The organism is Microbulbifer maximicatervae (SeqCode) (genome assembly GCF_056231245.1).
In genome coordinates, this window is the sequence record NZ_CP174334.1 from 4,368,614 (window position 1) to 4,393,665 (window position 25,052).

Here is a 25,052-nt window from a genome sequence, read left to right on the forward strand (position 1 = left end):
CTAGTAGGTAGGTGCGACAAGATATGAAGTTATTCAATCGCGACCGCTTAAACTCAGTGATCGCAGTAAGTGCAATTATGATTTCTCTGGCATCCTTCTATGCCACCTATTTACAAGCCAGAGCTGCCAATCAACAAGTCAAAATAATGACAATGCCTGTTATTCAGTTCAGCCATGGCAACTATGACGAGGAGAGCAATCAAAGCAAAATTACATTTGGCTTTCGCAATGCTGGGGCCGGCCCTGCCATCCTAAAATCCGTTAGCTTTAAATATAAAAATGTAGAATACTCAAGCACCCATGATTTTTTGCGCGCCTGCTGTCAGGAAGAGCATAAAATGATGAAAAATAAATTTAATAGAAACTATAAAAATCACCACCCACCCCTTGACGAAGGCTTTCAAAGCTCTTCAGAAATAAATGAAGTTATCATTCCCGCACAATCGGAGTACCCTTTCTATTCTTTAAGTCGTGGCACTGCAACTTCTGAACTATGGGAAAAAATTAATCAAGAAAGATGGAACCTTTCAATTTCCGCCTGCTTCTGCTCCCCACTGGGAAATTGCTATGAATCAAATTCAAAGAAAATCTCTATGGAAGTAAATCAGTGCCCTGACAATTAACCACTTTAATAGGCAGATTCTTAGCGTTAAAACCCATTCAAAATATATTACAGGCAGGATGCCACAGTGAACATTGATATCAACTGCGATCTGGGTGAAGGTGCTGATTTACACAGCTGTGACAGGGACGCCCAAATCATGCCGTTTATTTCCCGTTGCAATATAGCTTGCGGCGGTCACGCTGGCACTCCCGAGATCATGGGTAGATCAATCGAAAACGCCCTAAAAAATAGCTTAAAAATCGGCGCGCACCCCAGCTACCCCGACAGGGAAAATTTTGGCCGCAAATCTCTAGTTATTCCTCAAAATAAATTGCTCGACTCTCTTTGCACACAAGTAAACCAACTAGAAAATATCGCGCGCAGCCTAGGAGCAACTTTAGACCATATTAAACTACACGGCGCTCTCTACAATGATACAGAGTCAAACAGAGAACTCGCTAAAAGTATTATTACCCTACTCGACAAAGAATATCCTTCACTGAAAATTATTGGGTTAGCCAACGCTGCCATGCAGTTCGCTGCTGCCAAACAAAATAAAACATTTATTCGCGAAGGATTTATGGACAGGCAGTACCTCAGCAATAACCAACTAGCTCCACGCTCAATGGCGGGCGCTGTTATTGCTGAGACAGAACAGTGCTTAGAGCAGGCTATCTGCTTGGCAAAGGGCTTAGAATTTAACGATTATCATGGTGAAAAATTACAATTCTCTGTGGATACCATCTGCCTCCACGGCGATAATCCCCAAGCGCCCATTATCGCCAGACAACTTAATCAACATCTCAATGCAAACGGCGTGAGCATAGCTCGGTGACACACCCTGCCCCCCATATACCACTAGCTATAACCATTAACGGAGATTGTGCAGTAGATATCCGCTTTTCCGGTAAACCATGCAAAGCTCTTAGCCGGACAATTATCGGTTTGAGAGCGGCTCTATTAAATGAAGTGCATCCAGGTATCATTGATATCATTCCTGCATACCAGTGCTTAACTGTTATTTTCAATCCTTCCCTATGGGATCACAAAACCTTATACCAATTACTCACTAAAACTACCGAGGAGTTTCTAAACAACCCTGCCCCCTTCACCAGTAGACCACGTATAGTGCGCATTCCCGTATGCTACGAAGAAGGCTTTTCTCCAGACCTTGAGGCATTATCAGAACATACCAAATTATCGTCACAGGAAATCATCAAACGACATACCGCACAACGTTACTTAGTGCATATGTTGGGCTTTACTCCAGGCTTCTTATACCTTGGCGGACTTGACCCAAAGCTATATTGCCCCAGAAAAGAAACTCCCCGAACCAGAATTCCCGCAGGCGCTGTCGGGATAGGTGGAGAACAAACAGGCATCTACCCACAAGCTACACCGGGGGGATGGCAAATTATTGGCCAGACACCCCTTAGTCTTTTTCAACCTGCGGAACCCTCCCCATTTATCGCTGCACCTTTAGATGAAATTGAGTTTTATGCAATAGATTCTCAGCAATTTCATATACTCTCGCAGAGTACTAAAAGTAGTTCACCCTAAAAAGGAGGGTCTATGGGTATTCACTTTCTTCGAGCAGGGCTACAGACAAGTATTCAGGACCTGGGTCGTCCAGGCATGATGCACTGTGGAATTCCATGGGGAGGTGCTGCCGACCCACTATCGATGAAAATAGCCAACCTGTTATTAGGAAACCCGTTAGGGCACCCAACCTTTGAGATCACCCTGCTCGGCCCTAGAATCGAATTCCTCTGCAATCTCACTATCGCTATAGCCGGAGGCCAATTCAGAGGCTCCTTAAATAACGAGTCAATTGATAATTTCCGAACCTATAGGGTTAAGCCTGGTGATATTTTGGATATAGCTCAAGCTATTTCCGGTGCAAGAACCTACCTTGCGCTTTCTGCCAAGATAGACGCACCCAATATCTTAGGTAGCTCTGCAACTCACATTATTAGTAAATTTGGCGCAAATAGTGGCAAACCGATCACATCTAACGAAGTCATCCACTTTAAAGAAGTCCACACCGCAAAAGAATCTGTACTAAATAAAAGGTTTCACCTTCACTACTCACACAATTCAAAGCTACGGCTAGTGGCTGGACCAGAGAGCAATTTATTTTCCAAGAAATTTATTGAACACTTTTACGGCTCAACCTATCTGGTTTCTACCCAAAGCAATCGTATGGGCATTCGTCTATCCACTAAAAACAATTCTACAATTCATAAAATTACAAACGGAAAGACACAACTATCATCAGCAGGACTCTATCCCGGCAGCATTCAAGTACCACCCGATGCCAACCCTATTATTTCCTTTATTGAGGGACAGACTATTGGCGGGTACCCCCGAATAGGCCATATTATAAAATCGGAACTTCATCGCCTGGGCCAGCTAGCCCCAAAAAACAAAATCACATTTCAAGAAATAAGCATTGAAGAATCGCGCGAAATTTTCAAAAAGAAACAAGACCTAATTAAAAAACTCCAACAGAGCCTGAATCTTAATCACAGGGAGGCACTATCCCTTTAATACAAGCATAAACACTATCAGATACAGAACTATTTAGCGCTAAAAAACAACACCATAAAGTATGGAATAAAAATTACGCCAAAATATACAAAATAATTTTAATAAAAGTTTAAATGGAATATTTTTGAGCAAAAACAGAAGAAATATAATAGAAACCCTGTGACCAACAAGTTTCCCCTCATATCTTTCTAGACCAAAACATCATTATTAACTAACCTCATTGGGTTTTACCCAAACAGCGATTTGGACTAACGTGCAAGTTGATTATCTATAGGGAGCAAATAACCTCCAAACAATTATTGCAGGATCAACAAAGCACATTCCAAAGAGAAAACACACAATACCTTAAGGGGATTAATAATGATAAAAATTCTCCGTGGTTTTATTTCAATACTCTTAGCGAGTTCTCTACTTATCACAGCGTATGCAAATGCAGAACCGGGTGATTACAACTTCTGGACTACCCTAAAGCATTTGTTTGATCCACCCAATGCCGATGCGCCAGTCACCTCACAGCAAGCTGAGGGGATGTATCCATTAACTATGGATGATCCCAGTTTTAATGATGATTTTGATCCTGGCGACTACAACACCTGGCAAAAAATTGATGTACCTACCAGTACAGGTGCCATGTGTGGGAATGGATCACCCTATAAGTTCTTTGTTCACCGTGTTCCAGATACCAGTAACACCATTTTCTATTTCGAGGGTGGTGGGGCATGCTGGGACTATGAAAGCTGCTCAGGACAAGCTGGTATTCGCGGGGCTCGCAACCCCAATGGCATTCCCGATGATTACCTAAGCAATGTGCACTTGTTAGATTTTACAAATTTCGAAAATCTTACTACCGCTGGCGTATCCCCTTTGATTTATACACATCACCCCTACGACCAGTATAAAACTGGCGAGTGGAATATGGTTTATGTACCGTATTGCACAGGGGATATCTACGTAGGCGATAAAACTGAAATATACGAGGATACTACTGGCGAGAACCCCGACCTTATCTGGCACCACAATGGATTACGCAACGTTCAGGCAGTTACTTCCTGGGTGAAAAATAATTTGCAAAAACCGAAGCAGATGCTCGCTGCGGGTTGTAGTGCAGGCAGTATTGGTGCTCTGTTTAATTATTCAAAGTTGCGCGAGGATATGAATGTCGATTATGGCTATCTCCTCGATGATTCAGGCCCTCTCTATCAGGCACCTTTAGACGGGAGTGACAGCACCCAATATCCCTCATTACCGCTACATAAAGAAGTGCTGCGCTCTTGGACTACCTATACCGCCGATAGCGATGAAAGCTCGGAAAACCCCATCACTATGTTAAAAGCCATAACACCGGGATTCGAAGCCAATCAGCTAGCCTCACTTTATGCTGCGCTTTCCAATAAATTCCCCTCAGATCGATTGGGTATTACGCACTTTCTTGCTGACGGGAATTTTTCATCGTACTCCTACGAGAGATTTTATGAGGATATTTATAATGATCCCGATGCAGACTCCCGTTTAAATAAATTGCGACAGCGCTGGCAGAAAGATACCCATGAAAATTTGATTCCACTGCTGGATCAAACTAGTAACTGGGGCTATTACTTCCCGATGTTCCGCAACTTGAACGAGAGCCACTGCACAACCATTATCGATTTAAACTATGGTGAGATTGCCGAGCACGGGCTTGAATTAAAAGATTTCCTCGACAACATCGTCAATCATAACGGTGGAGGAATGATTCGGGCATACGAAACCGATGAGGTTTCAGATTATGAGGACAATAGTAACTGGTTCTATGATCTGATCGGCTTGTTTATGTAATTAAAATGCCCCCAGCGCTGCCGGTAACTCGCTGGCAGCGCTGAATGATAGAAAGCCTAACTGCCATATACCGCCTCACGGGCGTCCTGAAGGCGTTTACGTAAGTATTCATGTCTACTCATACCATCGGGAAAGGACGTCATCTGCTGAACTTCCTCAACGATCGAGCGCTCAAGATCCTTATAGGTGGAAAAGCCCGGAACCTCGACATGAGGGTCGTAATCCCTGATCACCGTTTGCGCTTTATCCCGATAAATATTAAATAGCTCTTCAGCTCTTTGGGTGAACTCTGCCTGGTTAAGGCTATTTTTTTCCAGCCAGGCCAACTTCATTGAAAGCGCTTCATAGCCTGTAATACGCGATTCCCGCTCTATTTTTTCAATTGCATCCCAGGCCTCTTCACCAGAGAGATTGCCCAGGTCTGCAAAGTAGTCCTTGAGCGCCTGCTTAACATTCTCACGGTCCAGATAAGCCTGAACCCGAGGATGATTTAACAACTCTTCGACCTCCGCATGTTCCAGCTGGGACCAGGGTATGCTGTCAGAAATATTCTTTACTAATTCACTATCATCTTTTAGCGGCTCTATCATCTGGCGCACCTTGGTCACACTTGAGCGCACATCAATATCGTAGTGATCAACCCCTACAACGGCGAGCGTTACTGCTCCGGCAAGCAAAATCAGCTTTTTCATAATTAGTTACCGAGCAAATTAGAAATTATGTATTTGTCTGTCGGTAACTATCTAAGCAGAGAATTGGGAGAGCATGAAAGAAAATAACGCCCTCACCAATGAATAAAGTGCCAATATCTTACAGACTGATTAGCTAGCCAACCCAGTTAACAGCTTGCTCATCGTCTTTTTTTCCTACACAGGGCTCATCCTTGGTCTTCGGCGCCACATAGCCTACCTGCTGCTCCCGCGGAAGGTTTGCGGACTCCCAATTGGAAACCGCTTCTGCGCAGAGGCTGCGCTGCTCAGGGGATAGCGCAACACCATTGGGCCATTTTCCAAGTTCAATGGCCCGCTTTAAGCTGCCCACAATCTCGGGATTCAAACTCTTTAACAGTTGCTCAAAAGACATACAAAAATCTCCTTATGGCAAAAAAAAGGCCGGTCAAAGACCGGCCTTCCGTAGCGCTATGGCTAATAACGCTTAAGCTTCAGCAGCTTCGTCTTCTACTTGAGGACGGTCTACCAGCTCAACGTATGCCATCGGCGCCTTATCACCAGCGCGGAAACCACACTTCATGATACGGATGTAACCACCAGGACGAGCTTCGTAACGAGGACCCAGCTCGTCGAACAGCTTGCGCACAGCATCCTTATCACGGATACGAGCGAAAGCCAGACGGCGGTTAGCAACACTGTCTTTCTTAGCCAGAGTGATCAGCGGCTCGGCAACGCGGCGCAGTTCTTTGGCTTTGGCCAGTGTGGTTTTGATCAGTTCGTGCTCCACCAGAGAGGCGCTCATGTTCTTGAACATGGCCTTGCGGTGAGCGCTCGTGCGGCTGAATTTACGGCCACTATAGCGATGACGCATGACTCAATTCCTTACGACCTAAGTTGCTGTCACAGCAGGTCGTTCTGGAGCGGTGTCGCGCTAAGCTGTAGCACCGCTCGGGTTCTTTCTACTAATCACGACACCGTCGCGACTACCAAATGCTTACAGGGGGCTTAACTTGCTGTCGCCTTTCAGGCTGGCCGGCGGCCAGTTTTCCAGGCGCATACCCAGGGACAAACCACGGGAAGCCAGTACGTCCTTGATTTCAGTCAGAGACTTCTTACCAAGATTCGGCGTCTTCAGCAGTTCTACTTCAGTGCGCTGAATCAGATCACCGATGTAGTAAATGTTCTCTGCCTTCAGACAGTTCGCCGAACGTACAGTCAACTCCAGGTCATCTACCGGGCGCAGTAGTACCGGATCAACTTCAGGCTCTTCAGCCTTCGGCTGTGCATCCTTCTCGCCTTCCAGGTCCACAAATACTGCGAGCTGTTGCTGCAGAATAGTGGCGGCGCGACGAATAGCCTCTTCCGGGTCCAGGGTACCGTTGGTCTCCAGATCCAGAACCAGCTTATCCAGGTCAGTGCGCTGCTCTACACGCGCGCTTTCCACGCTGTAGGAAACACGACGCACTGGGCTGTATGAAGCATCCAGCTGCAGACGGCCAATTGCACGGCTTTCCTCTTCCTCGCCACGACGAGCATCGGCGGGCTGGTAGCCACGGCCGCGCGCTACAGTGAGACGCAGGTTGAGCTCGACATCACCAGTAATATTGGCGATCACGTGCTCAGGATTTACGATCTCGATGTCGTGATCTACCTGGATATCTCCGGCAGTCACCGCACCTGGGCCCTTTTTGCTCAGGCTCAACACCGCCTGATCCTTACCGTGCATAACAACGGCGATTTCTTTCAGGTTGAGCAGGATTTCAATTACATCTTCCTGCACACCTTCGATCGCGCTGTACTCGTGCTCGACACCTTCGATTTCCACCTCGGTGACGGCGCAGCCCGGCATGGAGGACAGCAGGATGCGACGCAGCGCATTGCCAAGAGTGTGGCCAAAGCCACGCTCCAGGGGCTCCAAAATCACTTTGGCGTGATTCGGATTGTACTCGGTGACGTCAATACGACGCGGTGTCAAAAACTCGTTGACAGCAGTCTGCATAGCCATACCTGTTTACAGTTGCATTCCTTAAAGTGGACTTATTGTTACTTGGAGTACAGTTCCACGATAAGGTTTTCGTTGATCTCTGCCGGCAGATCGACACGATCCGGAGTGCGCTTGAAAGTGCCTTCCAGTTTGCTCGCGTTTACGTCTACCCACTCGACATCGCCACGCTGGGCAGCGAGGGAAACGGAATTCTGGATACGCAGCTGCTTCTTGGCTTTCTCACGTACAGCGATAACGTCGCCTTCTTTAACCTGGAAAGAAGGGATGTTAACGGTAGTGCCGTTTACAAGAATCGCTTTGTGGGAAACCAGCTGACGCGCTTCAGAGCGAGTTGAGCCGAAGCCCATGCGGTAAACCACGTTGTCCAGACGCTGCTCGAGAAGTTGCAGCAGGTTTTCACCTGTAGCGCCCTTCAGACGTGCTGCTTCCTTATAGTAGTTACGGAACTGCTTTTCCAGTACGCCGTAGATACGACGAACTTTTTGCTTTTCACGCAGCTGAATACCGTAGTCGGACAGACGACCGCGACCGGCGCCGTGCTGACCGGGTTTGGATTCTGCGCGACACTTGGAGTCGTGCGGACGAACACCACTCTTCAGCTGCAGGTCAGTCCCTTCACGACGGGACAGTTTACATTTTGGTCCAATATAACGTGCCATTTTGTCAGCCCCCTCTTACACGCGACGCTTTTTAGGTGGACGACATCCGTTATGCGGGATAGGCGTCACGTCGGTGATGTTGGTGATCTTGTAGCCGCAGTTGTTCAGTGCACGAACGGCAGATTCGCGACCGGGGCCAGGGCCCTTAACTTCTACGTCGAGGTTTTTCAGGCCGTATTCCTGAGCTGCAGTACCTGCGCGCTCAGCGGCAACCTGGGCTGCAAACGGGGTGCTCTTACGCGAGCCACGGAAGCCAGATCCACCTGCGGTGGCCCAGCTGAGGGTATTACCCTGGCGATCAGTGATCGTCACGATCGTGTTGTTGAACGATGCGTGGATGTGGGCAATACCGTCGACAACGGTCTTTTTGACCTTTTTGCGAACAGTAGTTTTTGGCTTAGCCATACCAGTATCCTAAATCCTGTATCAAATCCCCTCGGCGATTAGCCGGACGGGGCATCTTGAACCGCGATTTCGCGCCTTTTAGTTAAGGCTTACTTGCGAATCGGCTTGCGCGGACCCTTACGGGTGCGAGCATTGGTCTTGGTGCGCTGACCACGCAGCGGCAAGCTGCGACGGTGACGCAGACCGCGATAACAACCCAGGTCCATCAAACGCTTGATGTTCATGGATATTTCACGGCGCAGGTCGCCTTCCACGGTCAGTTTTGCAACTTCACCACGGATGGTTTCGATCTGCTCTTCAGACAGTTCGCGGATTTTGGTGGATTCAGCGATACCAACCGCTGCCAAAATAGACTTAGCCGTAGTGCGACCAACCCCATAAATGTGGGTCAGGGAGATTACGGCGTGCTTGTGGTCTGGTACATTGACACCAGCAATACGTGCCATAGAGGCGTACTCCACGTATTGGAGTCACTGCTTTATATTAAGTATGTGACTCTACTTTGATTTCGGCGCTGACAGCGACTAAAAAACCGGCGGCGCCACCAAAAAGGCGCGCAAGAATAGCTTTTCAGACACTAATTTGCAATAGCCAACGTCCGCATCGGTCCCCCGAAGCGGATGAAGACGACAGTCAACGCCCCCAGTTGGAAGTTTGCTGTTGCTAACTTCCCACCCCAAAAAACTTCCCGGGGTGTTGCCATACGATACGGGGCTGTATCGAGTAGCGAATTTTTCCAGCTTTTACAGAGGCGCCCTGAGGGCGCTCTCCGCAAGGGGCTGGCCCCTTCTTAGCCTTGACGCTGCTTGTGACGTGGCTCAGCGCTGCAGATTACCCGCAGAACACCCTTGCGACGCACGATTTTGCAGTTACGGCAGATCTTTTTTACAGAAGCGCGTACTTTCATGACCTTACCTCAATTCAATCAAACTGCGAGCAGGCGACGCCCTAGCGACGACCGTAGCTTTGCAGGTTAGATTTTTTCATCAAACCCTCGTACTGGTGCGACAGCAGATGCGATTGTACCTGTGCCATAAAGTCCATCACTACGACTACAACGATCAGCAGTGAGGTACCCCCCAGATAGAAGGGAACGTTAAACCCAACCACCAGGAACTGCGGCAGCAGGGATACCAGTGCGATGTATACAGCACCCACCAGAGTGAGGCGAGTCAGCACGCTATCGATATAGCGGGCCGTCTGCTCTCCAGGGCGAATACCTGGCACATAAGCACCGGACTTTTTCAGGTTATCCGCAACTTCATTCGGGTTGAACATCAACGCCGTGTAGAAGAAACAGAAGAAACCAATCAACAGTGCGAACAGAATAATGTTCAGCGGTTGCCCTGGCCCAAGCTGCAACGCCATCCACTGCAGGATCTCTGCACCGAGACCTTCCCCGCCCTGACCAAACCACTGTGCCAGTGTGGCCGGGAACAACAGGATACTGCTGGCAAAGATTACCGGAATTACACCGGCCATGTTTACCTTCAGCGGCAAGTGGCTCGCCTGTGCAGCTGGAGCTGCAGAGTAACGTCCCGCTTGACGCCTGGCGTGGTTGATCGTAATACGACGCTGGCCGCGTTCCATAACAACCACAAAGAACACTACAGCAAGAGCGATGACGCCAATCATCAACAGCATGAGTATGTGCAGTTCACCCTGTCTCGCCTGTTCAAATGCCTGGCCGATGGCACCGGGTAAACCGGCGACGATACCGGCAAAAATCAGCATGGAAATGCCGTTGCCAACACCGCGCTCAGTGATCTGCTCACCGAGCCACATCATAAATACAGCACCAGTCACCAGTGACGTTACCGCCACAAAGTAAAAACCAAACGCGGGCTCAGATGAGTAAGCCAGGTTCTGCCCTGCCAGGCCGAAAGTCATACCGATCCCCTGAATCAGGGCCAGTATTACCGTCAGATAGCGGGTGTACTGGTTGATCTTACGTCTTCCGGCCTCCCCTTCCTTCTTCAACGCTTCCAGAGAGGGAGTCACCGCGCTCATCAACTGCATGATGATGGACGCGGAGATGTAGGGCATGATGCCCAGCGCCAGAATACTCATCCTTTCCAGGGCGCCGCCTGAAAACATGTTAAACAGGCCAAGGATGGTTCCCTGGTTCTGGTTAAACAGGTTTGACAGCTTTTCCGGATCAATGCCGGGCACCGGAATATGTGTCCCCAGTCGATAAACAAGAATCGCTAGAAACAGAAAACGAAGGCGAGCCCAAAGCTCGCCCAATCCCTTGCTGTTGCCCAGGGGATTTCCACCGGATCCTGGTCGTGCCATTGGCGCCTCGATTAGTCTTCTATTTTACCGCCAGCAGCTTCAATCGCTGCCTTTGCACCTTTGGTAACTCCCAGACCCTTAACGGTAACAGCTTTGGTCAGCTCACCTGAGAGGAACACTTTGGCGCGTTTAATATGGCTGCCGATAATATCGGCATTCTTAAGCGCTGCCAAATCGATTACGTCATTTTCTACCTTCGCCAGCTCAGCCAGACGTACTTCTGCGGTAAAGCGAGAAACACGAGCGGTGAAACCGTACTTAGGAAGACGCTTCTGCAAAGGCATCTGACCGCCTTCGAAGCCCGGACGAACACTGCCGCCGGAACGCGCTTTCTGACCTTTGTGGCCGCGGCCACCGGTCTTACCAATTCCGCTACCAATACCGCGACCAACGCGCTTGGCGCTGTGCTTGTGGCCTGGTGCTGGAGACAAGTCGTTCAAACGCATGTTATTCCCCCTCAACCTTAACCAGGTAGTTTACTTTGTTGATCATACCGCGCACGGAGGGAGTATCCTCCACTTCCACTGTGTGGCCGATGCGGCGCAGGCCCAGACCCGCAACGCACGCCTGATGACTTTTCAGGCGTCCGTTGATGCTTTTGGTCTGGGTCACTTTTATGGTCTTCTTAGCCATGGTCTTAACCCACCAATAACCTTAAATCCGAGCTGTAATTAGCCCAGAATCTCTTCGACAGATTTACCGCGCTTGGCAGCTACATCTTCCGGGCTCTGCATTTGCTCCAGAGCTTTGAAAGTTGCACGTACTACGTTCACCGGGTTGGTGGAGCCGTAACACTTAGCCAATACGTTGTGTACACCAGCCATTTCCAGAACGGAGCGCATAGCACCGCCGGCAATTACACCGGTACCCTGGGAAGCGGGCTGCATGTAAATCTTGGAACCGCCGTGGCGACCATTGGTAGCGTACTGGATGGTGTCACCATTCAGGTCTACCTGGATCATGTTGCGGCGTGCAGATTCCATCGCCTTTTGAATCGCTACAGGCACTTCACGTGCCTTGCCACGACCAAAGCCAACACGGCCATTGCCATCACCAACTACGGTCAGTGCGGTAAAGGCGAAGATACGACCACCTTTAACAGTCTTGGCAACGCGGTTGACCTGGACCAGCTTCTCCTGCAGGCCTTCGTCGTTGCTTTTGTCTTTCTCTCTAGCCATAACTCAACCCTTAGAATTTCAGACCGGCTTCGCGGGCAGCGTCAGCCAGAGCCTTAACACGGCCATGGTATCTGAAGCCGCTACGATCGAAGGCAACTTGTTCAACGCCAGCGGCTTTCGCGCGCTCAGCGATCAGTTTGCCAACTGCGGCAGCAGCGTCAGCGTTGCCAGTTTTACCAGAGCGCAGGTCCTTGTCCAGGGTAGAGGCGGAAGCCAATACCGCGCTGCCTTCGGCAGACAGGATCTGTGCGTAAATGTGGCGCGGGGTGCGGTTCACGGTGAGGCGAACGGCGCCCAGCTCACGGATCTTGGCGCGGGCACGACGTGCACGACGCAAGCGAGATGCTTTCTTAACGTTCATATCTATGCCCTACTTACTTCTTCTTGGCCTCTTTGCGATACACGCGCTCGTCGGCATAACGGACACCCTTACCTTTGTAGGGCTCCGGCGGACGGAACGAGCGGATCTCAGCGGCCACTTGGCCCAGCAGCTGTTTATTGCTGCTCTTCAGTACGATTTCAGTCTGGGATGGAGTTTCCGCAGTCACACCTTCCGGCAACTGATAATCGATCGGATGGGAGAAGCCCAGGGTCAGGTTAACCGCTTTACCGGCTGCTTTCGCACGATAACCAACACCCAGCAACTGCAGCTTCTTCTCGAAGCCCTTGCTTACGCCTATCACCATGTTATTGACCAAAGCACGGGTGGTACCCGCCAAGGCTCTGGCCTGCTTGGAGTTATTGCGCGCGGCAAAAGTCAGCTGGCTTTCAGCCTCGCTCACTTCTACATCACCGTGAATAACCATATCCAGGTTACCGCTACCGCCTTTAACAGCGATATTTTGACCTTTCAGGTCTACGGTTACACCTGCGGGGATAACTACCGGACTATTTGCTACTCGAGACATTGCAACCCCCGCTTAGAATACGGTGCAAAGCACTTCGCCACCGATACCAGCCTGACGTGCAGCGCGGTCAGTCATCACACCATTAGAGGTGGAAACGATCGCGACACCCAGGCCACCACGTACGGTAGGCAGAGCTTTTTTACCAGTGTAAGCGCGCAGGCCCGGACGGGAAACGCGATTGAGCTCGGCAATAACCGGCTTGCCCTGGAAGTATTTCAGAGCAATGGTCAGTTCCGGCTTAGCGCCTTCGCTTACGTTTAAATCAGTAACGTAACCTTCGTCTTTCAGGACTTTGGCCACTGCTACTTTCAGTTTGGATGATGGCAGGGTGACTTCCGCCTTTCCGCGCGCCAGGGCGTTGCGGATGCGAGTCAGCATATCTGCCAACGGATCTTGCATACTCATCTTATGAGACTCCTCAAATCTGCCTTAAACCAGCTGGTAATTACCAGCTGGACTTCACGAGGCCAGGAACATCACCACGCATCGCAGCTTCACGAAGCTTGTTACGGCACAGGCCGAACTTGCGGTATACAGCGTGGGGGCGACCAGTAATACGACAGCGGCGTTGCTGACGTACCGGGCTTGCATCGCGCGGCATTTTCTGCAGCTTGAGTTGAGCCTCCCACTGCTCCTCTTCGGAAGCAGTGGAACTGGCGATGATCGCCTTCAGCTCTTGACGCTTCTCGGCGTACTTAGCTGCGGTTCGAGCGCGCTTGTTTTCGCGCGCAATCATGGATTTCTTCGCCATGGAATCCTCTTAACCCTTGAAAGGGAAGTTGAACGCTTTCAGCAGCGCACGACCTTGATCGTCGTTTGCAGCTGTAGTGGTAATACAAATATCCAGACCGCGGAGCTTGTCTACTTTGTCGTAGTCAATTTCCGGGAAGATGATTTGCTCAGTCACGCCCATAGAGAAGTTACCGCGGCCGTCGAACTGCTTCGGGCTAATGCCACGGAAGTCGCGGATACGCGGAATCGCGATGTCAACCAAACGCTCCAGGAACTCATACATGCGCTCACCGCGCAGAGTTACCTTGCAGCCGATCGGCCAACCGTCACGAATCTTAAAGCCCGCAATAGACTTGCGCGCTTTAGTAACGATGGGCTTTTGACCAGTAATTGCTGTCATATCGTTGACAGCGTGCTCCAGCACCTTCTTATCACCAATCGCTTCACCAACACCCATGTTGATGGTGATCTTGGTGATGCGCGGCACTGCCATCACATTCTCGAGACCAAGCTCTTCTTTTAGCTTGGCCACGAGGTCCTTAGTGTAGAGCTCTTTAAGCTTTGCCATGATCTACCAACCTGCTTTTGCGTCAAGAGCCTTAGATGGCTTCGCCGCTGGATTTGAAGACGCGAATCTTAGTGCCGTCTTCCAGTACTTTAAAGCCCACCCGGTCAGCCTTCTGGGTGTTAGGGTTGAAGATGGCTACGTTGGAAGCTTGGATAGCAGCTTCTTTCTCAACGATGCCACCTGCAATACCCATCTGTGGGTTTGGCTTTTGGTGCTTTTTGATCATCTGTATGCCGGAGACAATCAGACGACCGTCGTTCAGTACTTTACGTACTGAACCACGTTTGCCCTTGTCACGACCGGCGATAACGATCACTTCGTCGTCACGCTTGATCTTGCGCATAACTCTTCTCCGCTCGAGGCCTAGATAACTTCGGGAGCGAGGGAGATGATCTTCATGAACTTCTCACCGCGCAATTCGCGAGTTACCGGACCAAAAATACGGGTGCCAACCGGCGCCAGTTGCTGGTTCAGCAGCACCGCTGCGTTATCGTCAAATTTAATCAGGGAACCGTCCGCGCGACGCACACCTTTTTTGGTGCGAACTACAACGGCGTTCATTACCTGACCTTTCTTCACTTTACCGCGGGGGATGGCTTCCTTAACGGTTACCTTGATAATGTCGCCCACGCCGGCATAACGACGATGGGAGCCGCCCAGCACCTTGATGCACATGACGCGGCGAGCCCCACTGTTGTCAGCTACTTCTAAGTAGGATTCCGCTTGAATCATTGTCTCTCTCCGAAACCTTTCAATTCGGCAGTCAATGCGCTAGGGGTTATACCTTCGCCGCACGCTCTACAATTTTCTGCAAAGCCCAAGATTTGCTCTTGGACAGAGGACGAGATTCCTCAATGGTTACAACATCACCGATGCTGCAATCATTGTTCTCATCATGTGCCTTGAGCTTTGTGGACTTGTTTACAATTTTGCCGTAGATCGGGTGCTTAACACGGCGCTCGATCAAAACGGTGATGGTTTTATCCATCTTGTCACTCACAACCTTGCCGGTCAGAGTACGCTTCAGTTTTGCTTCAGCCATGATTAATTACCTGCCTTCTCGGTCAACACAGTCTTTATGCGAGCAATGTCGCGACGAGTCTGCTTCAGCAGATGAGTCTGAGCCAGTTGACCGGTGGATTTTTGCATACGAAGCTTAAATTGAGCTTCGAGCTGGTTCAGCAGTTCCTGGTTCAGCTCTTCAACTGACTTTTCGCGTAGATCTGCAGTCTTCATTACATCACCGAACGCTTAACGAAAGTTGTTTTTACAGGCAGCTTGGCCGCAGCTAGTGCGAAAGCCTCACGAGCCAGCTCCTCGGACACACCCTCCATCTCATAGAGGACCTTGCCCGGCTGGATCTGAGCTACCCAGTATTCAACGCCACCTTTACCTTTACCCATTCGAACTTCGAGGGGCTTATTGGTAATTGGCTTGTCTGGAAACACACGAATCCAGATTTTACCGCCACGTTTAATGTGACGAGTCATTGCGCGACGAGCCGCTTCGATCTGGCGCGCAGTAATGCGTCCACGACCGGTAGCCTTAAGGCCAAACTCGCCAAAGCTCACTTTAGAGCCGCGCTGAGCAAGACCGCGGTTGCGACCCTTCTGTACCTTGCGGAATTTTGTACGCTTTGGTTGTAGCATTTGCGTACCCCTTATTTAGCAGCTTTTTTGCGGCTCTTTACCGGCTTCTCATCGGGCACTTCGTCACCGATTACCTCGCCTTTAAAGATCCACACCTTGATACCGATGATGCCGTAAGTAGTCTTCGCTTCAACATTGGCGTAGTCGATGTTGGCGCGCAGGGTGTGCAGGGGCACACGGCCTTCGCGATACCATTCGGTACGCGCGATTTCTGCACCGCCAAGACGGCCACTTACTTGAATCTTGATACCTTCGGCACCCTGACGCATAGCGTTCTGTACGGCACGCTTCATAGCGCGACGGAACATAACACGGCGTTCCAGCTGCTGGGCAACGTTCTGGCCAACCAGAGCCGCGTCCATATCAGGCTTGCGCACTTCTTCGATGTCGATGTGCACAGGTACGCCCATCTGCGCGCTTACTTCTTTGCGCAGACGTTCTACGTCTTCACCTTTTTTACCGATCACGATGCCCGGACGTGCGGTGTGAATCTTCACACGTGCAGTGTTTGCCGGACGTTCGATCTCGATACGGCTCACAGAAGCGTGGGCCAGTTTTTTGCGAATGTATTCGCGAACTTTCAGATCCGTGTACAGCTTGTCTGCGTACTCGTCGCTGCCGGCATACCAAACAGAGGTATGCTTTTTAACGATACCCAGACGAATGCCGGTAGGATGTACTTTTTGTCCCATGGTTTTCTCGCCTGCTCTCTTATTTCTCGGCCACTTTCACAGTGATGTGACAAGTACGCTTAAGAATGCGATCAGCACGACCTTTAGCACGCGGCTTAATGCGCTTCATGGTCATACCTTCGTCCACAAAAATTGTGGAAACCTTCAGCTCGTCAACGTCAGCACCTTCGTTGTGCTCAGCGTTGGCAATGGCCGACTCCAGTACTTTCTTAATGATCGCCGCACCCTTTTTAGTACTGAAAGCCAGTATATCCAGGGCCTCTTCAACGCCTTTGCCGCGAACCTGATCAGCTACCAGTCGCGCCTTTTGCGCCGATAGACGTGCGCCGCGTAATTTTGCTGCTACTTCCATCTTTATAACCTCGGCTTAGCGCTTCTTCGCTTTCTTGTCCGCAGCATGACCGCGGTAAGTGCGGGTAGCAGCGAACTCGCCCAGTTTATGGCCAACCATTTCTTCGTTAACCAAAACGGGCACGTGTTGACGACCGTTGTGCACGGCAATCGTCAGTCCAACCATTTCCGGCATAATCATGGAACGGCGGGACCAGGTTTTAATCGGCCGACGATCGTTTGCTGCAATCGCTGCCTCCACCTTCTTGATCAAATGCAGATCAATAAAGGGACCTTTCTTTAATGAGCGTGGCACTGTCGATTCCTCTCTAGCTGCTCAGACATCGCGCGGCTTACTTGCCGCGACGACGTACTATCATCTTATCGGTGCGCTTGTTCTTGCGCGTTTTCTTACCCTTGGTCGGAACGCCCCACGGAGTAACCGGATGACGACCACCAGAGGTACGGCCTTCACCACCACCGTGCGGGTGATCTACCGGGTTCATCGCCACACCGCGAACGGTAGGACGAACACCACGCCAGCGTGCAGCACCAGCTTTACCCAGCTTGCGCAGGCTGTGCTCGGAGTTGCTCACTTCACCCAGGGTTGCGCGGCACTCAGCGAGAACCTTGCGCATTTCGCCGGAACGCAGACGAATGGTCGCATACTGACCTTCACGAGCTACCAGCTGCACAGAGGCACCAGCAGAACGGGCCAGCTGAGCGCCTTTGCCTGGCTTCAGCTCGATCGCGTGGATTACAGAACCTACCGGAACGTTGCGCAGAGGCAGAGTGTTACCCACAACAATCGGTGCGGCATCGCCGGACTGAATGGTGGCACCTGCTTTCAGGCCTTTCGGTGCGATAATGTAACGACGCTCACCGTCGGCGTAACACACCAGAGCGATGTGTGCGCTGCGGTTGGGATCGTACTCCAGACGCTCAACTTTAGCCGGAATACCGTCTTTGTTGCGCTTGAAGTCGATTACACGGTAGTGCTGCTTGTGGCCACCACCGATGTGACGGGTAGTGATACGACCATTGTTGTTACGGCCACCACTTTTGCTCTTGCTCTCCAACAGAGGAGCGTAAGGAGCACCCTTGTGCAGGTCGGTGTTAACAACCTTAACCAGGTGACGACGGCCGGCGGAGGTCGGTTTTGTTTTTACAATTGCCATTGTAACGGTCCCCTTTACTCAGCAGCTTCAAAATTAATGTCGCTGCCCTCAGCCAGGCGAACGTAGGCTTTTTTCCAATCGCTGCGCTGGCCCATGCCATTGCGAGTGCGCTTGGTTTTGCCCTTTACGTTCACGGTGCGAACCTGCTCAACGGAAACGTTAAACAGCTTCTCAACCGCAGCCTTGATCTCAGCTTTTTCGGCGTCGGTGGTAACCTTGAAAACTACCTGATTGGCGCTATCCGCCAGTCCAGCAGCTTTTTCGGAAATTACCGGGCCCAGCAGTACTTTGTAGAGTCGCTCTTGGTTCATCCCAGCACCTCTTCAATTTTCTTGAGCGCAGAAACGGTAACCACGACCTTATCAAAGCGAATCAGGCTTACTGGATCGATCGCCTGTACATCGCGGACGTCGATCTTGTGCAAGTTGCGTGCGGCCAGGTAGAGGTTTTCGCTAACCTCTTCAGTCACGATCAGCGCATCGGACAGGTCAAACTGAGCCAGTTTGCTTACCAGCTGCTTGGTCTTGGGTGCGTCCACATCAAAGGACTCAACCACTACCAGGCGCTCCTGACGAGCCAGCTCAGACAGAATGCAACGCAGTGCAGCGCGGTACATTTTTTTGTTCAGCTTAACGCTATGATCGCGTGGATCAGCGGCGAAAGTTACGCCACCGGAACGCCACAGCGGGCTGCGGATAGTACCGGCACGTGCGCGGCCAGTACCTTTTTGGCGCCATGGCTTCTTACCACCACCAGAAACATCGGAACGATTTTTCTGCGCCTTGGTACCCTGGCGAGCGCCGGCCATGTAGGCCACAACTGCCTGGTGTACCAGATCTTGGTTGAACTCACGTCCGAAAGTCACTTCAGAGACAGCTACTGTGCCTTTAGCGCCTTCGGGAGTAGCGATATTCAGTTCCATATCTATTTCCCCTCAGACTTAGGCTTTAACTGCCGGACGAACGATAACGTTGCCACCGGGTGCACCGGGTACAGCGCCTTTAACCAACAGCAGGTTGCGTTCGGCATCGACACGAACCACTTCCAGGTTTTGCACGGTTACGCGCTCAGCACCCATATGTCCGGCCATCTTCTTGCCTTTCCATACGCGGCCAGGAGTCTGACATTGACCGATAGAACCGGGTGCGCGGTGAGACAGGGAGTTACCGTGGGTTGCGTCCTGGGTGCGGAAATTCCAACGCTTAACGCCGCCCTGGAAGCCTTTACCTTTGGAAGTGCCGGTTACGTCGATCATCTGGCCAGCTTCGAAGCTGGAAACAGTAATTTCAGAACCGATTTCGAAAGTCTCTTCGGAACCGTCAGTGCGCAGTTCGAAAAGATTTGTGCCAGCCTCTACATTGGCTTTGGCGAAGTGGCCCGCTGCGGGCTTGGAGACACGGGAAGCTTTGCGGCTGCCTACTGCTACTTGAACAGCGCTGTAACCGTCAGTTTCCTGAGTTTTCACTTGGGTGACGCGATTCGGAGCAACCTCAACAACGGTTACCGGAATGGATACGCCATCTTCAGTGAAGATGCGAGTCATGCCGCTCTTGCGGCCGACAATACCTATAGTCATCTTTTTTAACCTCTCAGTGCACGGGGCTTTAACCCACTGCGGCCGCCCAATTTCAGAGCGTTACACTACCCGGACCGTTTTCGCCCGGGATTCGGTAGTTAGTAAAAGTGTTAGCCGAGACTAATTTGGACCTCAACACCGGCCGCCAGATCGAGCTTCATCAGCGCGTCGACGGTTTTCTCGGTAGGCTCAACGATGTCCAGCAAACGCTTGTGAGTACGGATCTCATACTGATCGCGAGCGTCTTTATTAACGTGCGGGGAAATCAGTACGGTGTACTTCTCTTTGCGAGTCGGCAGCGGGATAGGACCGCGAACTTGTGCGCCAGTGCGCTTAGCCGTCTCTACGATCTCCTGAGTGGACGCATCGATCAGCTTGTGATCGAAGGCCTTCAGGCGAATACGGATACGTTGACCCTGCATGGAATCAAACTCCAATTATTAACTAAAGAACGTCCTCTTACGCAGCCCCGAGGGCGGGCGAAAAGGAGCGCGAATTCTACGGGGAGCGCAGCAGGCTGTCAACTGTACAGGCTGATCAAATTTCAATCTGCTGAAACTACAATTGAGTACCCCAAGCGGAACGAGGTATCCACAATGACTATCGCCGCAACACTGAGTCAATATTTAAATGACCAATCGGTCGATTATCATCTGATTCAGCATCCACACACTCGCACCAGCCGGGAAAGCGCCCGCGCCGCCCATGTGCGTGAGGATCAGGTGGCAAAAGCGATTTTGCTTCAGGATATAGAGGGTTACGTAATGGCTGTGATCCCTGCCAGCAGCAGCCTCGATATGCGCTCGCTTCACAATGAGACCGGGCGAAACTCACTGCAAATGGTCTCGGAAACCGAACTCGGCGCCATATTCCCTGACTGTGAACTGGGCGCCCTGCCCGCCCTAGGCCAGGCTTACGGAATTACCACCCTGCTAGACACTAGCCTTGGACACCGTGAAACCATTTACTTTGAGGCCGGTGACCACGAAGAGCTAGTCGAGATGAGCGGCCCTCAATTCACCAAGCTGTTTGCGGGCAGCAGAAGCTGTGATTTAAGCCGGGATTGGCCATAAGCTCGCTAGATTAAAAGTAAATATTAGCGGCCGCAGATATGCCGGAAAGGATTCAATATTGAGCCGTTACAAAGAGGGGTGATGCTCGCAGCACCAAACAACACCAGTTGGTGTAAGCAGGCAATTATCGGGCACAAAAAAAGCCGCAGCGCGTCCGCTGCGGCTTTTTATTTAGATCAGGAGTAACTATTACTCGATGATCTTGGCAACAACGCCCGCACCTACGGTACGACCACCTTCACGGATAGCGAAGCGCAGGCCGTCTTCCATGGCGATCGGAGCGATCAGGGTAACAACCATTTGAATGTTGTCGCCCGGCATTACCATTTCAGTACCTTCCGGCAGCTCTACCGCACCAGTTACGTCGGTAGTACGGAAGTAGAACTGAGGACGGTAGCCTTTGAAGAACGGGGTGTGACGACCACCTTCGTCCTTGGACAGTACATACACTTCCGCTTCGAACTTGGTGTGCGGAGTGATGGAGCCCGGCTTAGCCAGTACCTGACCACGCTCCACTTCGTCACGCTTGGTGCCGCGCAGCAGTGCGCCGATGTTCTCACCAGCACGACCTTCGTCGAGCAGCTTGCGGAACATTTCAACACCAGTACAGGTAGTAGTGGTGGTTTCTTTGATACCAACGATTTCGATCTCGTCGCCAGTGTTGATCACACCGCGCTCTACACGACCAGTTACAACAGTACCACGGCCAGAGATAGAGAATACGTCTTCGATCGGCATCAGGAACGGCTGATCTACAGCGCGCTCTGGCTCAGGGATGTACTCGTCCAGAGTCTCTACCAGCTTCTTAACAGCGGTAGTACCCATTTCGTTGTCGTCTTCGCCGTTCAGGGCCATCAGAGCGGAACCAACGATGATCGGAGTGTCGTCACCTGGGAACTCGTACTGGTCCAGAAGTTCGCGAACTTCCATTTCTACCAGCTCGAGCAGCTCTTCGTCGTCTACCATGTCCGCTTTGTTCAGGAATACAACGATGTAAGGTACACCTACCTGACGGGAAAGCAGGATGTGCTCACGAGTCTGCGGCATGGGGCCGTCAGCTGCGGAACATACCAGGATAGCGCCGTCCATCTGAGCAGCACCGGTGATCATGTTCTTAACGTAGTCGGCGTGTCCCGGGCAATCTACGTGAGCGTAGTGGCGAGTCGGGGACTCGTACTCAACGTGAGAAGTAGCGATGGTGATACCGCGCTCACGCTCTTCCGGTGCATTGTCGATACCGTCGAAAGCAACAGCGTCACCGCCCCAAACTTCCGCACATACGCGGGTCAGAGCAGCGGTCAGGGTGGTTTTACCGTGGTCAACGTGACCGATGGTGCCCACGTTCACGTGGGGCTTGGAACGTTCAAACTTTTCTTTTGCCATCTTTAGATGTCCTCTAGCTAAAAGTTTGCCAAAGGGGCCCCAGCTGTTGGCCCGGCCCCCTTTAAGCAGAAGTTAATTAGGCCTTAGTCTTGGCGATGATCTCATCGGCAACATTTTTCGGCGCTTCGGCGTACTTCAGAAATTCCATGGTGTAGGTAGCACGGCCCTGAGTAGCAGAACGCAGGTCGGTTGCGTAACCGAACATTTCTGCCAGAGGTACTTCCGCATTGACAACCTTACCGGAGGGGTTGTCTTCCATACCCTGGATGAGGCCACGGCGACGGTTGAGGTCACCAACCACATCACCCATGTTCTCTTCCGGAGTTACCACTTCCACCTTCATCATCGGCTCGAGCAGTACCGCACCGCCCTGACTGGACAGCTTCTTGGTCGCCATAGAACCGGCGATCTTAAACGCCATTTCATTGGAGTCCACATCGTGGAAGGAACCGTCGTACAGAGTCGCCTTCAGGCCCAGCAGCGGGTAGCCGGCCAGAACACCGTTCTTCATCTGCTCTTCGATACCTTTCTGTACCGCAGGAATGTATTCCTTCGGTACCGCACCGCCCACGATTTCGTTAACGAATTCCAGACCTTCCTGAGACTCGTCTTCGGCGGGCTCAAACTTCACCCATACATGACCGTACTGACCGCGACCACCGGACTGACGAACGAACTTACCTTCGATCTCAGAGGTGTTGCGGATAGTTTCACGATAGGCAACCTGAGGCTTACCGATGTTCGCTTCAACGTTGAACTCACGCTTCATGCGGTCAACGATGATATCCAGGTGCAATTCACCCATACCGGAGATAATGGTCTGACCGGTTTCCTCGTCAGTCTTCACGCGGAAGGACGGATCTTCCTGGGCCAGCTTGCCGAGGGCAATACCCATTTTTTCCTGGTCCGGCTTGGACTTGGGCTCAACCGCAACAGAAATTACCGGCTCGGGAAACTCCATACGCTCCAGAACAATCTTGTTGTCTTCGGCACACAGGGTGTCACCAGTGGTTACGTCTTTCAGACCAATCGCAGCAGCGATGTCACCAGCCAGTACTTCTTTAATTTCCTGACGATCGTTGGAGTGCATCTGCACCATACGACCGACACGCTCTTTCTTCATTTTTACGGAATTGTATACCGCAGTACCGCTCTCCAGCTTACCGGAGTAAACACGGAAGAAAGTCAGGGTACCAACGAAGGGATCGGTAGCAATTTTGAACGCCAGTGCAGCGAACGGCGCGTTGTCGTCAGCTTCGCGGCTCTCAACAGTTTCGCCATCTTCCAGAGTACCTTCGATCGCCTTAACTTCAGTCGGCGCCGGCAGGTATTCGATAACTGCGTCCAGTACAGCCTGTACACCCTTGTTCTTGAACGCAGAACCGCCCAGAACCGGTACGATTTCGTTGGCCAGGGTACGCTGACGGATAGCTGCCTTGATTTCTTCTTCGGACAGCTCACCTTCTTCCAGGTATTTTTCCATCAACTCTTCGCTGGCTTCAGCGGCCGCTTCTACCAGGTACTCGCGCATTTCGTCGCACTCGTCCTGCAGCTCAGCGGGGATGTCAGCGTAGTCGAAAGTCATGCCCTGGTCGGCTTCATTCCACAGAATGGCCTTCATCTTCACCAGGTCAACAACACCCTTGAACTCGTCCTCAGAGCCGATGGTCATCTGCAGAGGTACAGCATTCGCGTTCAAGCGATCTTTCAGCTGGCTCACAACGTTGCGGTAGTTCGCACCGGCGCGGTCCATTTTGTTTACGAATACCATGCGCGGTACTTCGTATTTGTTCGCCTGGCGCCATACGGTTTCAGTCTGAGGCTGAACACCAGAGGAGCCACACAGTACAACAACAGCACCGTCGAGTACGCGCAGGGAGCGCTCAACTTCAATAGTGAAGTCAACGTGTCCTGGGGTATCGATGATGTTTACGCGGTGCTGGTCGAACTGCTGCTGCATGCCAGACCAGAAACAGGTAGTTGCAGCAGAAGTAATGGTGATACCACGCTCCTGCTCCTGCTCCATCCAGTCCATGGTGGCAGCACCTTCGTGTACTTCACCAATTTTGTGGGATAGACCAGTGTAGAAAAGTACGCGCTCGGTAGTAGTGGTTTTACCGGCGTCTACGTGGGCACAGATACCGATGTTACGGTAACGTGCGATGGGCGTTTTACGTGCCACAGTTGTATCCTCGATATAACGGCAAAAGGCAGCCTGGAAATTTCCGTGCTGCCTTTCGGTATTAATTTCCGATGTTGGTATTCATCAGACTTAGAAGCGGTAGTGAGAGAATGCCTTGTTGGCTTCTGCCATGCGGTGTACATCTTCACGCTTCTTGACCGCGCCACCCTTGTTTTGGGCTGCGTCGATCATTTCGTTGGCCAGACGCTGAGCCATAGATTTCTCACCGCGCTTACGGGAGAACTCCACCAACCAACGCATTGCCAGAGCCGTACGACGCGAGGGGCGCACTTCTACAGGCACCTGATACGTCGCACCACCAACACGGCGGGACTTTACTTCCACCATAGGCGCGATATTTTCCAAAGACTCCTCGAATACTTCGATCGGATCTTTGTTCAATTTTTCAGAAATAGTTTCAAGTGCACCGTATACGATACGCTCTGCAACTGACTTCTTGCCGCTGATCATGACGTGGTTCATGAACTTGGCCAGGGTGACGTTCCCGAACTTGGGGTCCGGTAGCACTTCGCGCTTGGCGACTACTCGTCTTCTCGGCATGGGTATTGCCTCTCTTCAGGGTTATTCTGAGACGCCGC

Annotated in this window: 39 protein-coding genes; 6 read left to right on the plus strand and 33 right to left on the minus strand. The window is 51.3% G+C overall.

Annotated elements, in window-relative coordinates:
- Positions 1-23: 23 nt before the first annotated feature.
- From ACJJIS_RS19085 to ACJJIS_RS19105, 5 genes are all read left to right on the plus strand, one after another.
- Positions 24-623: a hypothetical protein gene (locus ACJJIS_RS19085; protein ID WP_445355116.1), complete on the plus strand. Its 600-nt coding sequence runs from the start codon at positions 24-26 to the stop codon at positions 621-623.
- 66 nt (positions 624-689) lie between these two features.
- Positions 690-1,439, plus strand: coding sequence for a 5-oxoprolinase subunit PxpA (pxpA, locus tag ACJJIS_RS19090; RefSeq protein WP_445355117.1), 750 nt, complete (start codon positions 690-692; stop codon positions 1,437-1,439).
- Positions 1,436-2,164: a 5-oxoprolinase subunit PxpB gene (gene pxpB, locus ACJJIS_RS19095; protein ID WP_475708833.1), complete on the plus strand. Its 729-nt coding sequence runs from the start codon at positions 1,436-1,438 to the stop codon at positions 2,162-2,164. Before pxpA ends, pxpB begins: the two co-directional genes overlap by 4 nt.
- Positions 2,165-2,176: 12 nt before the next feature.
- Positions 2,177-3,154, plus strand: coding sequence for a 5-oxoprolinase subunit C family protein (locus ACJJIS_RS19100; protein WP_475708834.1), 978 nt, complete (start codon positions 2,177-2,179; stop codon positions 3,152-3,154).
- Between the two features lie 360 nt (positions 3,155-3,514).
- A complete protein-coding gene (locus ACJJIS_RS19105; protein WP_475708835.1) occupies positions 3,515-4,969 on the plus strand; it encodes a pectin acetylesterase-family hydrolase in 1,455 nt (484 codons plus the stop codon).
- A 56-nt stretch (positions 4,970-5,025) separates the two neighbouring features.
- Here ACJJIS_RS19105 and ACJJIS_RS19110 read toward each other — a convergent pair whose 3' ends face one another.
- From ACJJIS_RS19110 to rpsJ, 30 genes are all read right to left on the minus strand, one after another.
- Positions 5,026-5,661, minus strand: coding sequence for a hypothetical protein (locus ACJJIS_RS19110; RefSeq protein ID WP_413664285.1), 636 nt, complete (start codon positions 5,659-5,661; stop codon positions 5,026-5,028).
- Positions 5,662-5,794: 133 nt separating this feature from the next.
- On the minus strand, positions 5,795-6,052 hold the full coding sequence (locus tag ACJJIS_RS19115; protein ID WP_413664284.1) for a YeaC family protein: 258 nt from the start codon (positions 6,050-6,052) through the stop codon (positions 5,795-5,797).
- A gap of 72 nt (positions 6,053-6,124) precedes the next feature.
- A complete protein-coding gene (gene rplQ / locus ACJJIS_RS19120) occupies positions 6,125-6,511 on the minus strand; it encodes a 50S ribosomal protein L17 (RefSeq protein WP_108731671.1) in 387 nt (128 codons plus the stop codon).
- Between the two features lie 123 nt (positions 6,512-6,634).
- A complete protein-coding gene (locus tag ACJJIS_RS19125; protein WP_282934387.1) occupies positions 6,635-7,639 on the minus strand; it encodes a DNA-directed RNA polymerase subunit alpha in 1,005 nt (334 codons plus the stop codon).
- Positions 7,640-7,683: 44 nt separating this feature from the next.
- Complete coding sequence (gene rpsD / locus ACJJIS_RS19130; RefSeq protein WP_108731669.1) at positions 7,684-8,304, minus strand: 30S ribosomal protein S4; 621 nt, start codon at positions 8,302-8,304, stop codon at positions 7,684-7,686.
- 15 nt (positions 8,305-8,319) lie between these two features.
- The gene (rpsK, locus tag ACJJIS_RS19135; protein ID WP_020411406.1) at positions 8,320-8,709 is read right to left on the minus strand and encodes a 30S ribosomal protein S11; all 390 of its coding nucleotides are present in this window, start codon (positions 8,707-8,709) and stop codon (positions 8,320-8,322) included.
- 89 nt (positions 8,710-8,798) lie between these two features.
- Positions 8,799-9,155 (minus strand): 30S ribosomal protein S13, encoded by a 357-nt coding sequence (gene rpsM / locus ACJJIS_RS19140; protein ID WP_282934388.1) that lies wholly within the window; start codon positions 9,153-9,155, stop codon positions 8,799-8,801.
- A 344-nt stretch (positions 9,156-9,499) separates the two neighbouring features.
- Positions 9,500-9,616, minus strand: a complete 117-nt coding sequence (gene rpmJ / locus ACJJIS_RS19145) for a 50S ribosomal protein L36 (protein WP_010133825.1) — start codon at positions 9,614-9,616, stop codon at positions 9,500-9,502.
- A 41-nt stretch (positions 9,617-9,657) separates the two neighbouring features.
- The gene (secY, locus tag ACJJIS_RS19150) at positions 9,658-11,004 is read right to left on the minus strand and encodes a preprotein translocase subunit SecY (protein WP_282934389.1); all 1,347 of its coding nucleotides are present in this window, start codon (positions 11,002-11,004) and stop codon (positions 9,658-9,660) included.
- A gap of 11 nt (positions 11,005-11,015) precedes the next feature.
- Positions 11,016-11,450 carry a 50S ribosomal protein L15 gene (gene rplO / locus ACJJIS_RS19155; protein WP_282934390.1) on the minus strand — a complete coding sequence of 145 codons (435 nt, stop codon included), beginning with the start codon at positions 11,448-11,450 and terminating at the stop codon, positions 11,016-11,018.
- 1 nt (position 11,451) lies between these two features.
- A complete protein-coding gene (gene rpmD, locus ACJJIS_RS19160; protein WP_020411402.1) occupies positions 11,452-11,637 on the minus strand; it encodes a 50S ribosomal protein L30 in 186 nt (61 codons plus the stop codon).
- A gap of 38 nt (positions 11,638-11,675) precedes the next feature.
- Positions 11,676-12,182 carry a 30S ribosomal protein S5 gene (gene rpsE, locus ACJJIS_RS19165; protein WP_282934391.1) on the minus strand — a complete coding sequence of 169 codons (507 nt, stop codon included), beginning with the start codon at positions 12,180-12,182 and terminating at the stop codon, positions 11,676-11,678.
- Between the two features lie 10 nt (positions 12,183-12,192).
- Positions 12,193-12,543, minus strand: a complete 351-nt coding sequence (gene rplR, locus ACJJIS_RS19170) for a 50S ribosomal protein L18 (protein WP_282934392.1) — start codon at positions 12,541-12,543, stop codon at positions 12,193-12,195.
- Positions 12,544-12,556: 13 nt separating this feature from the next.
- Positions 12,557-13,090 carry a 50S ribosomal protein L6 gene (gene rplF / locus ACJJIS_RS19175; protein ID WP_282934393.1) on the minus strand — a complete coding sequence of 178 codons (534 nt, stop codon included), beginning with the start codon at positions 13,088-13,090 and terminating at the stop codon, positions 12,557-12,559.
- Positions 13,091-13,102: 12 nt separating this feature from the next.
- Complete coding sequence (gene rpsH, locus ACJJIS_RS19180) at positions 13,103-13,495, minus strand: 30S ribosomal protein S8 (protein WP_282934394.1); 393 nt, start codon at positions 13,493-13,495, stop codon at positions 13,103-13,105.
- Between the two features lie 40 nt (positions 13,496-13,535).
- Complete coding sequence (rpsN, locus tag ACJJIS_RS19185; protein WP_020411397.1) at positions 13,536-13,841, minus strand: 30S ribosomal protein S14; 306 nt, start codon at positions 13,839-13,841, stop codon at positions 13,536-13,538.
- Between the two features lie 9 nt (positions 13,842-13,850).
- Positions 13,851-14,390, minus strand: a complete 540-nt coding sequence (rplE, locus tag ACJJIS_RS19190; RefSeq protein WP_020411396.1) for a 50S ribosomal protein L5 — start codon at positions 14,388-14,390, stop codon at positions 13,851-13,853.
- Between the two features lie 31 nt (positions 14,391-14,421).
- A complete protein-coding gene (gene rplX, locus ACJJIS_RS19195; RefSeq protein WP_108731661.1) occupies positions 14,422-14,733 on the minus strand; it encodes a 50S ribosomal protein L24 in 312 nt (103 codons plus the stop codon).
- 20 nt (positions 14,734-14,753) lie between these two features.
- Entirely contained in the window at positions 14,754-15,122 is a 369-nt protein-coding gene (rplN, locus tag ACJJIS_RS19200) for a 50S ribosomal protein L14 (RefSeq protein ID WP_067151032.1), read from the minus strand.
- A 46-nt stretch (positions 15,123-15,168) separates the two neighbouring features.
- Positions 15,169-15,432, minus strand: coding sequence for a 30S ribosomal protein S17 (gene rpsQ / locus ACJJIS_RS19205; protein ID WP_108731660.1), 264 nt, complete (start codon positions 15,430-15,432; stop codon positions 15,169-15,171).
- 2 nt (positions 15,433-15,434) lie between these two features.
- Positions 15,435-15,626, minus strand: coding sequence for a 50S ribosomal protein L29 (gene rpmC / locus ACJJIS_RS19210; protein ID WP_020411392.1), 192 nt, complete (start codon positions 15,624-15,626; stop codon positions 15,435-15,437).
- Positions 15,626-16,039 (minus strand): 50S ribosomal protein L16, encoded by a 414-nt coding sequence (rplP, locus tag ACJJIS_RS19215; protein WP_282934395.1) that lies wholly within the window; start codon positions 16,037-16,039, stop codon positions 15,626-15,628. Before rplP ends, rpmC begins: the two co-directional genes overlap by 1 nt.
- 11 nt (positions 16,040-16,050) lie before the next feature.
- Positions 16,051-16,731 (minus strand): 30S ribosomal protein S3, encoded by a 681-nt coding sequence (rpsC, locus tag ACJJIS_RS19220; protein WP_282934396.1) that lies wholly within the window; start codon positions 16,729-16,731, stop codon positions 16,051-16,053.
- Between the two features lie 19 nt (positions 16,732-16,750).
- On the minus strand, positions 16,751-17,083 hold the full coding sequence (gene rplV, locus ACJJIS_RS19225; RefSeq protein WP_282934397.1) for a 50S ribosomal protein L22: 333 nt from the start codon (positions 17,081-17,083) through the stop codon (positions 16,751-16,753).
- A gap of 15 nt (positions 17,084-17,098) precedes the next feature.
- The gene (gene rpsS, locus ACJJIS_RS19230) at positions 17,099-17,377 is read right to left on the minus strand and encodes a 30S ribosomal protein S19 (RefSeq protein WP_069946924.1); all 279 of its coding nucleotides are present in this window, start codon (positions 17,375-17,377) and stop codon (positions 17,099-17,101) included.
- 37 nt (positions 17,378-17,414) lie between these two features.
- A complete protein-coding gene (gene rplB / locus ACJJIS_RS19235) occupies positions 17,415-18,239 on the minus strand; it encodes a 50S ribosomal protein L2 (RefSeq protein ID WP_108731657.1) in 825 nt (274 codons plus the stop codon).
- Positions 18,240-18,253: 14 nt separating this feature from the next.
- A complete protein-coding gene (gene rplW / locus ACJJIS_RS19240; RefSeq protein ID WP_282934398.1) occupies positions 18,254-18,550 on the minus strand; it encodes a 50S ribosomal protein L23 in 297 nt (98 codons plus the stop codon).
- Positions 18,547-19,161 (minus strand): 50S ribosomal protein L4, encoded by a 615-nt coding sequence (rplD, locus tag ACJJIS_RS19245; RefSeq protein ID WP_020411385.1) that lies wholly within the window; start codon positions 19,159-19,161, stop codon positions 18,547-18,549. The genes rplW and rplD overlap by 4 nt, the downstream gene beginning before the upstream one ends.
- A gap of 18 nt (positions 19,162-19,179) precedes the next feature.
- Positions 19,180-19,815, minus strand: a complete 636-nt coding sequence (gene rplC / locus ACJJIS_RS19250; RefSeq protein ID WP_108731654.1) for a 50S ribosomal protein L3 — start codon at positions 19,813-19,815, stop codon at positions 19,180-19,182.
- 110 nt (positions 19,816-19,925) lie between these two features.
- Entirely contained in the window at positions 19,926-20,237 is a 312-nt protein-coding gene (gene rpsJ / locus ACJJIS_RS19255; RefSeq protein WP_010133849.1) for a 30S ribosomal protein S10, read from the minus strand.
- Between the two features lie 174 nt (positions 20,238-20,411).
- On the opposite strand from rpsJ, the gene ACJJIS_RS19260 reads away from it, so the two are divergent.
- Positions 20,412-20,888, plus strand: a complete 477-nt coding sequence (locus ACJJIS_RS19260; RefSeq protein ID WP_282934399.1) for an aminoacyl-tRNA deacylase — start codon at positions 20,412-20,414, stop codon at positions 20,886-20,888.
- Positions 20,889-21,077: 189 nt separating this feature from the next.
- Here the strand turns inward: ACJJIS_RS19260 and tuf are convergent, their stop codons facing one another.
- The 3 genes from tuf to rpsG form a co-directional block, all read right to left on the minus strand.
- A complete protein-coding gene (gene tuf, locus ACJJIS_RS19265) occupies positions 21,078-22,271 on the minus strand; it encodes an elongation factor Tu (RefSeq protein WP_108731642.1) in 1,194 nt (397 codons plus the stop codon).
- 76 nt (positions 22,272-22,347) lie between these two features.
- Positions 22,348-24,453 carry an elongation factor G gene (fusA, locus tag ACJJIS_RS19270; protein WP_444892717.1) on the minus strand — a complete coding sequence of 702 codons (2,106 nt, stop codon included), beginning with the start codon at positions 24,451-24,453 and terminating at the stop codon, positions 22,348-22,350.
- A gap of 90 nt (positions 24,454-24,543) precedes the next feature.
- Positions 24,544-25,014: a 30S ribosomal protein S7 gene (rpsG, locus tag ACJJIS_RS19275; protein WP_152451131.1), complete on the minus strand. Its 471-nt coding sequence runs from the start codon at positions 25,012-25,014 to the stop codon at positions 24,544-24,546.
- Positions 25,015-25,052: the final 38 nt, after the last annotated feature.

Coding starts and splice junctions, on each gene's coding strand:
- ACJJIS_RS19085 (WP_445355116.1), top strand. CDS start 24: ATGAAGTTATTCAATCGCGACCGCTTAAACTCAGTGATCGCAGTAAGT.
- ACJJIS_RS19100 (WP_475708834.1), top strand. CDS start 2,177: ATGGGTATTCACTTTCTTCGAGCAGGGCTACAGACAAGTATTCAGGAC.
- ACJJIS_RS19105 (WP_475708835.1), top strand. CDS start 3,515: ATGATAAAAATTCTCCGTGGTTTTATTTCAATACTCTTAGCGAGTTCT.
- ACJJIS_RS19110 (WP_413664285.1), bottom strand. CDS start 5,661: ATGAAAAAGCTGATTTTGCTTGCCGGAGCAGTAACGCTCGCCGTTGTA.
- ACJJIS_RS19115 (WP_413664284.1), bottom strand. CDS start 6,052: ATGTCTTTTGAGCAACTGTTAAAGAGTTTGAATCCCGAGATTGTGGGC.
- rplQ (WP_108731671.1), bottom strand. CDS start 6,511: ATGCGTCATCGCTATAGTGGCCGTAAATTCAGCCGCACGAGCGCTCAC.
- ACJJIS_RS19125 (WP_282934387.1), bottom strand. CDS start 7,639: ATGCAGACTGCTGTCAACGAGTTTTTGACACCGCGTCGTATTGACGTC.
- rpsD (WP_108731669.1), bottom strand. CDS start 8,304: ATGGCACGTTATATTGGACCAAAATGTAAACTGTCCCGTCGTGAAGGG.
- rpsK (WP_020411406.1), bottom strand. CDS start 8,709: ATGGCTAAGCCAAAAACTACTGTTCGCAAAAAGGTCAAAAAGACCGTT.
- rpsM (WP_282934388.1), bottom strand. CDS start 9,155: ATGGCACGTATTGCTGGTGTCAATGTACCAGACCACAAGCACGCCGTA.
- rpmJ (WP_010133825.1), bottom strand. CDS start 9,616: ATGAAAGTACGCGCTTCTGTAAAAAAGATCTGCCGTAACTGCAAAATC.
- secY (WP_282934389.1), bottom strand. CDS start 11,004: ATGGCACGACCAGGATCCGGTGGAAATCCCCTGGGCAACAGCAAGGGA.
- rplO (WP_282934390.1), bottom strand. CDS start 11,450: ATGCGTTTGAACGACTTGTCTCCAGCACCAGGCCACAAGCACAGCGCC.
- rpmD (WP_020411402.1), bottom strand. CDS start 11,637: ATGGCTAAGAAGACCATAAAAGTGACCCAGACCAAAAGCATCAACGGA.
- rpsE (WP_282934391.1), bottom strand. CDS start 12,182: ATGGCTAGAGAGAAAGACAAAAGCAACGACGAAGGCCTGCAGGAGAAG.
- rplR (WP_282934392.1), bottom strand. CDS start 12,543: ATGAACGTTAAGAAAGCATCTCGCTTGCGTCGTGCACGTCGTGCCCGC.
- rplF (WP_282934393.1), bottom strand. CDS start 13,090: ATGTCTCGAGTAGCAAATAGTCCGGTAGTTATCCCCGCAGGTGTAACC.
- rpsH (WP_282934394.1), bottom strand. CDS start 13,495: ATGAGTATGCAAGATCCGTTGGCAGATATGCTGACTCGCATCCGCAAC.
- rpsN (WP_020411397.1), bottom strand. CDS start 13,841: ATGGCGAAGAAATCCATGATTGCGCGCGAAAACAAGCGCGCTCGAACC.
- rplE (WP_020411396.1), bottom strand. CDS start 14,390: ATGGCAAAGCTTAAAGAGCTCTACACTAAGGACCTCGTGGCCAAGCTA.
- rplX (WP_108731661.1), bottom strand. CDS start 14,733: ATGCGCAAGATCAAGCGTGACGACGAAGTGATCGTTATCGCCGGTCGT.
- rplN (WP_067151032.1), bottom strand. CDS start 15,122: ATGATTCAAGCGGAATCCTACTTAGAAGTAGCTGACAACAGTGGGGCT.
- rpsQ (WP_108731660.1), bottom strand. CDS start 15,432: ATGGCTGAAGCAAAACTGAAGCGTACTCTGACCGGCAAGGTTGTGAGT.
- rpmC (WP_020411392.1), bottom strand. CDS start 15,626: ATGAAGACTGCAGATCTACGCGAAAAGTCAGTTGAAGAGCTGAACCAG.
- rplP (WP_282934395.1), bottom strand. CDS start 16,039: ATGCTACAACCAAAGCGTACAAAATTCCGCAAGGTACAGAAGGGTCGC.
- rpsC (WP_282934396.1), bottom strand. CDS start 16,731: ATGGGACAAAAAGTACATCCTACCGGCATTCGTCTGGGTATCGTTAAA.
- rplV (WP_282934397.1), bottom strand. CDS start 17,083: ATGGAAGTAGCAGCAAAATTACGCGGCGCACGTCTATCGGCGCAAAAG.
- rplB (WP_108731657.1), bottom strand. CDS start 18,239: ATGGCAATTGTAAAAACAAAACCGACCTCCGCCGGCCGTCGTCACCTG.
- rplW (WP_282934398.1), bottom strand. CDS start 18,550: ATGAACCAAGAGCGACTCTACAAAGTACTGCTGGGCCCGGTAATTTCC.
- rplD (WP_020411385.1), bottom strand. CDS start 19,161: ATGGAACTGAATATCGCTACTCCCGAAGGCGCTAAAGGCACAGTAGCT.
- rplC (WP_108731654.1), bottom strand. CDS start 19,815: ATGACTATAGGTATTGTCGGCCGCAAGAGCGGCATGACTCGCATCTTC.
- rpsJ (WP_010133849.1), bottom strand. CDS start 20,237: ATGCAGGGTCAACGTATCCGTATTCGCCTGAAGGCCTTCGATCACAAG.
- ACJJIS_RS19260 (WP_282934399.1), top strand. CDS start 20,412: ATGACTATCGCCGCAACACTGAGTCAATATTTAAATGACCAATCGGTC.
- tuf (WP_108731642.1), bottom strand. CDS start 22,271: ATGGCAAAAGAAAAGTTTGAACGTTCCAAGCCCCACGTGAACGTGGGC.
- rpsG (WP_152451131.1), bottom strand. CDS start 25,014: ATGCCGAGAAGACGAGTAGTCGCCAAGCGCGAAGTGCTACCGGACCCC.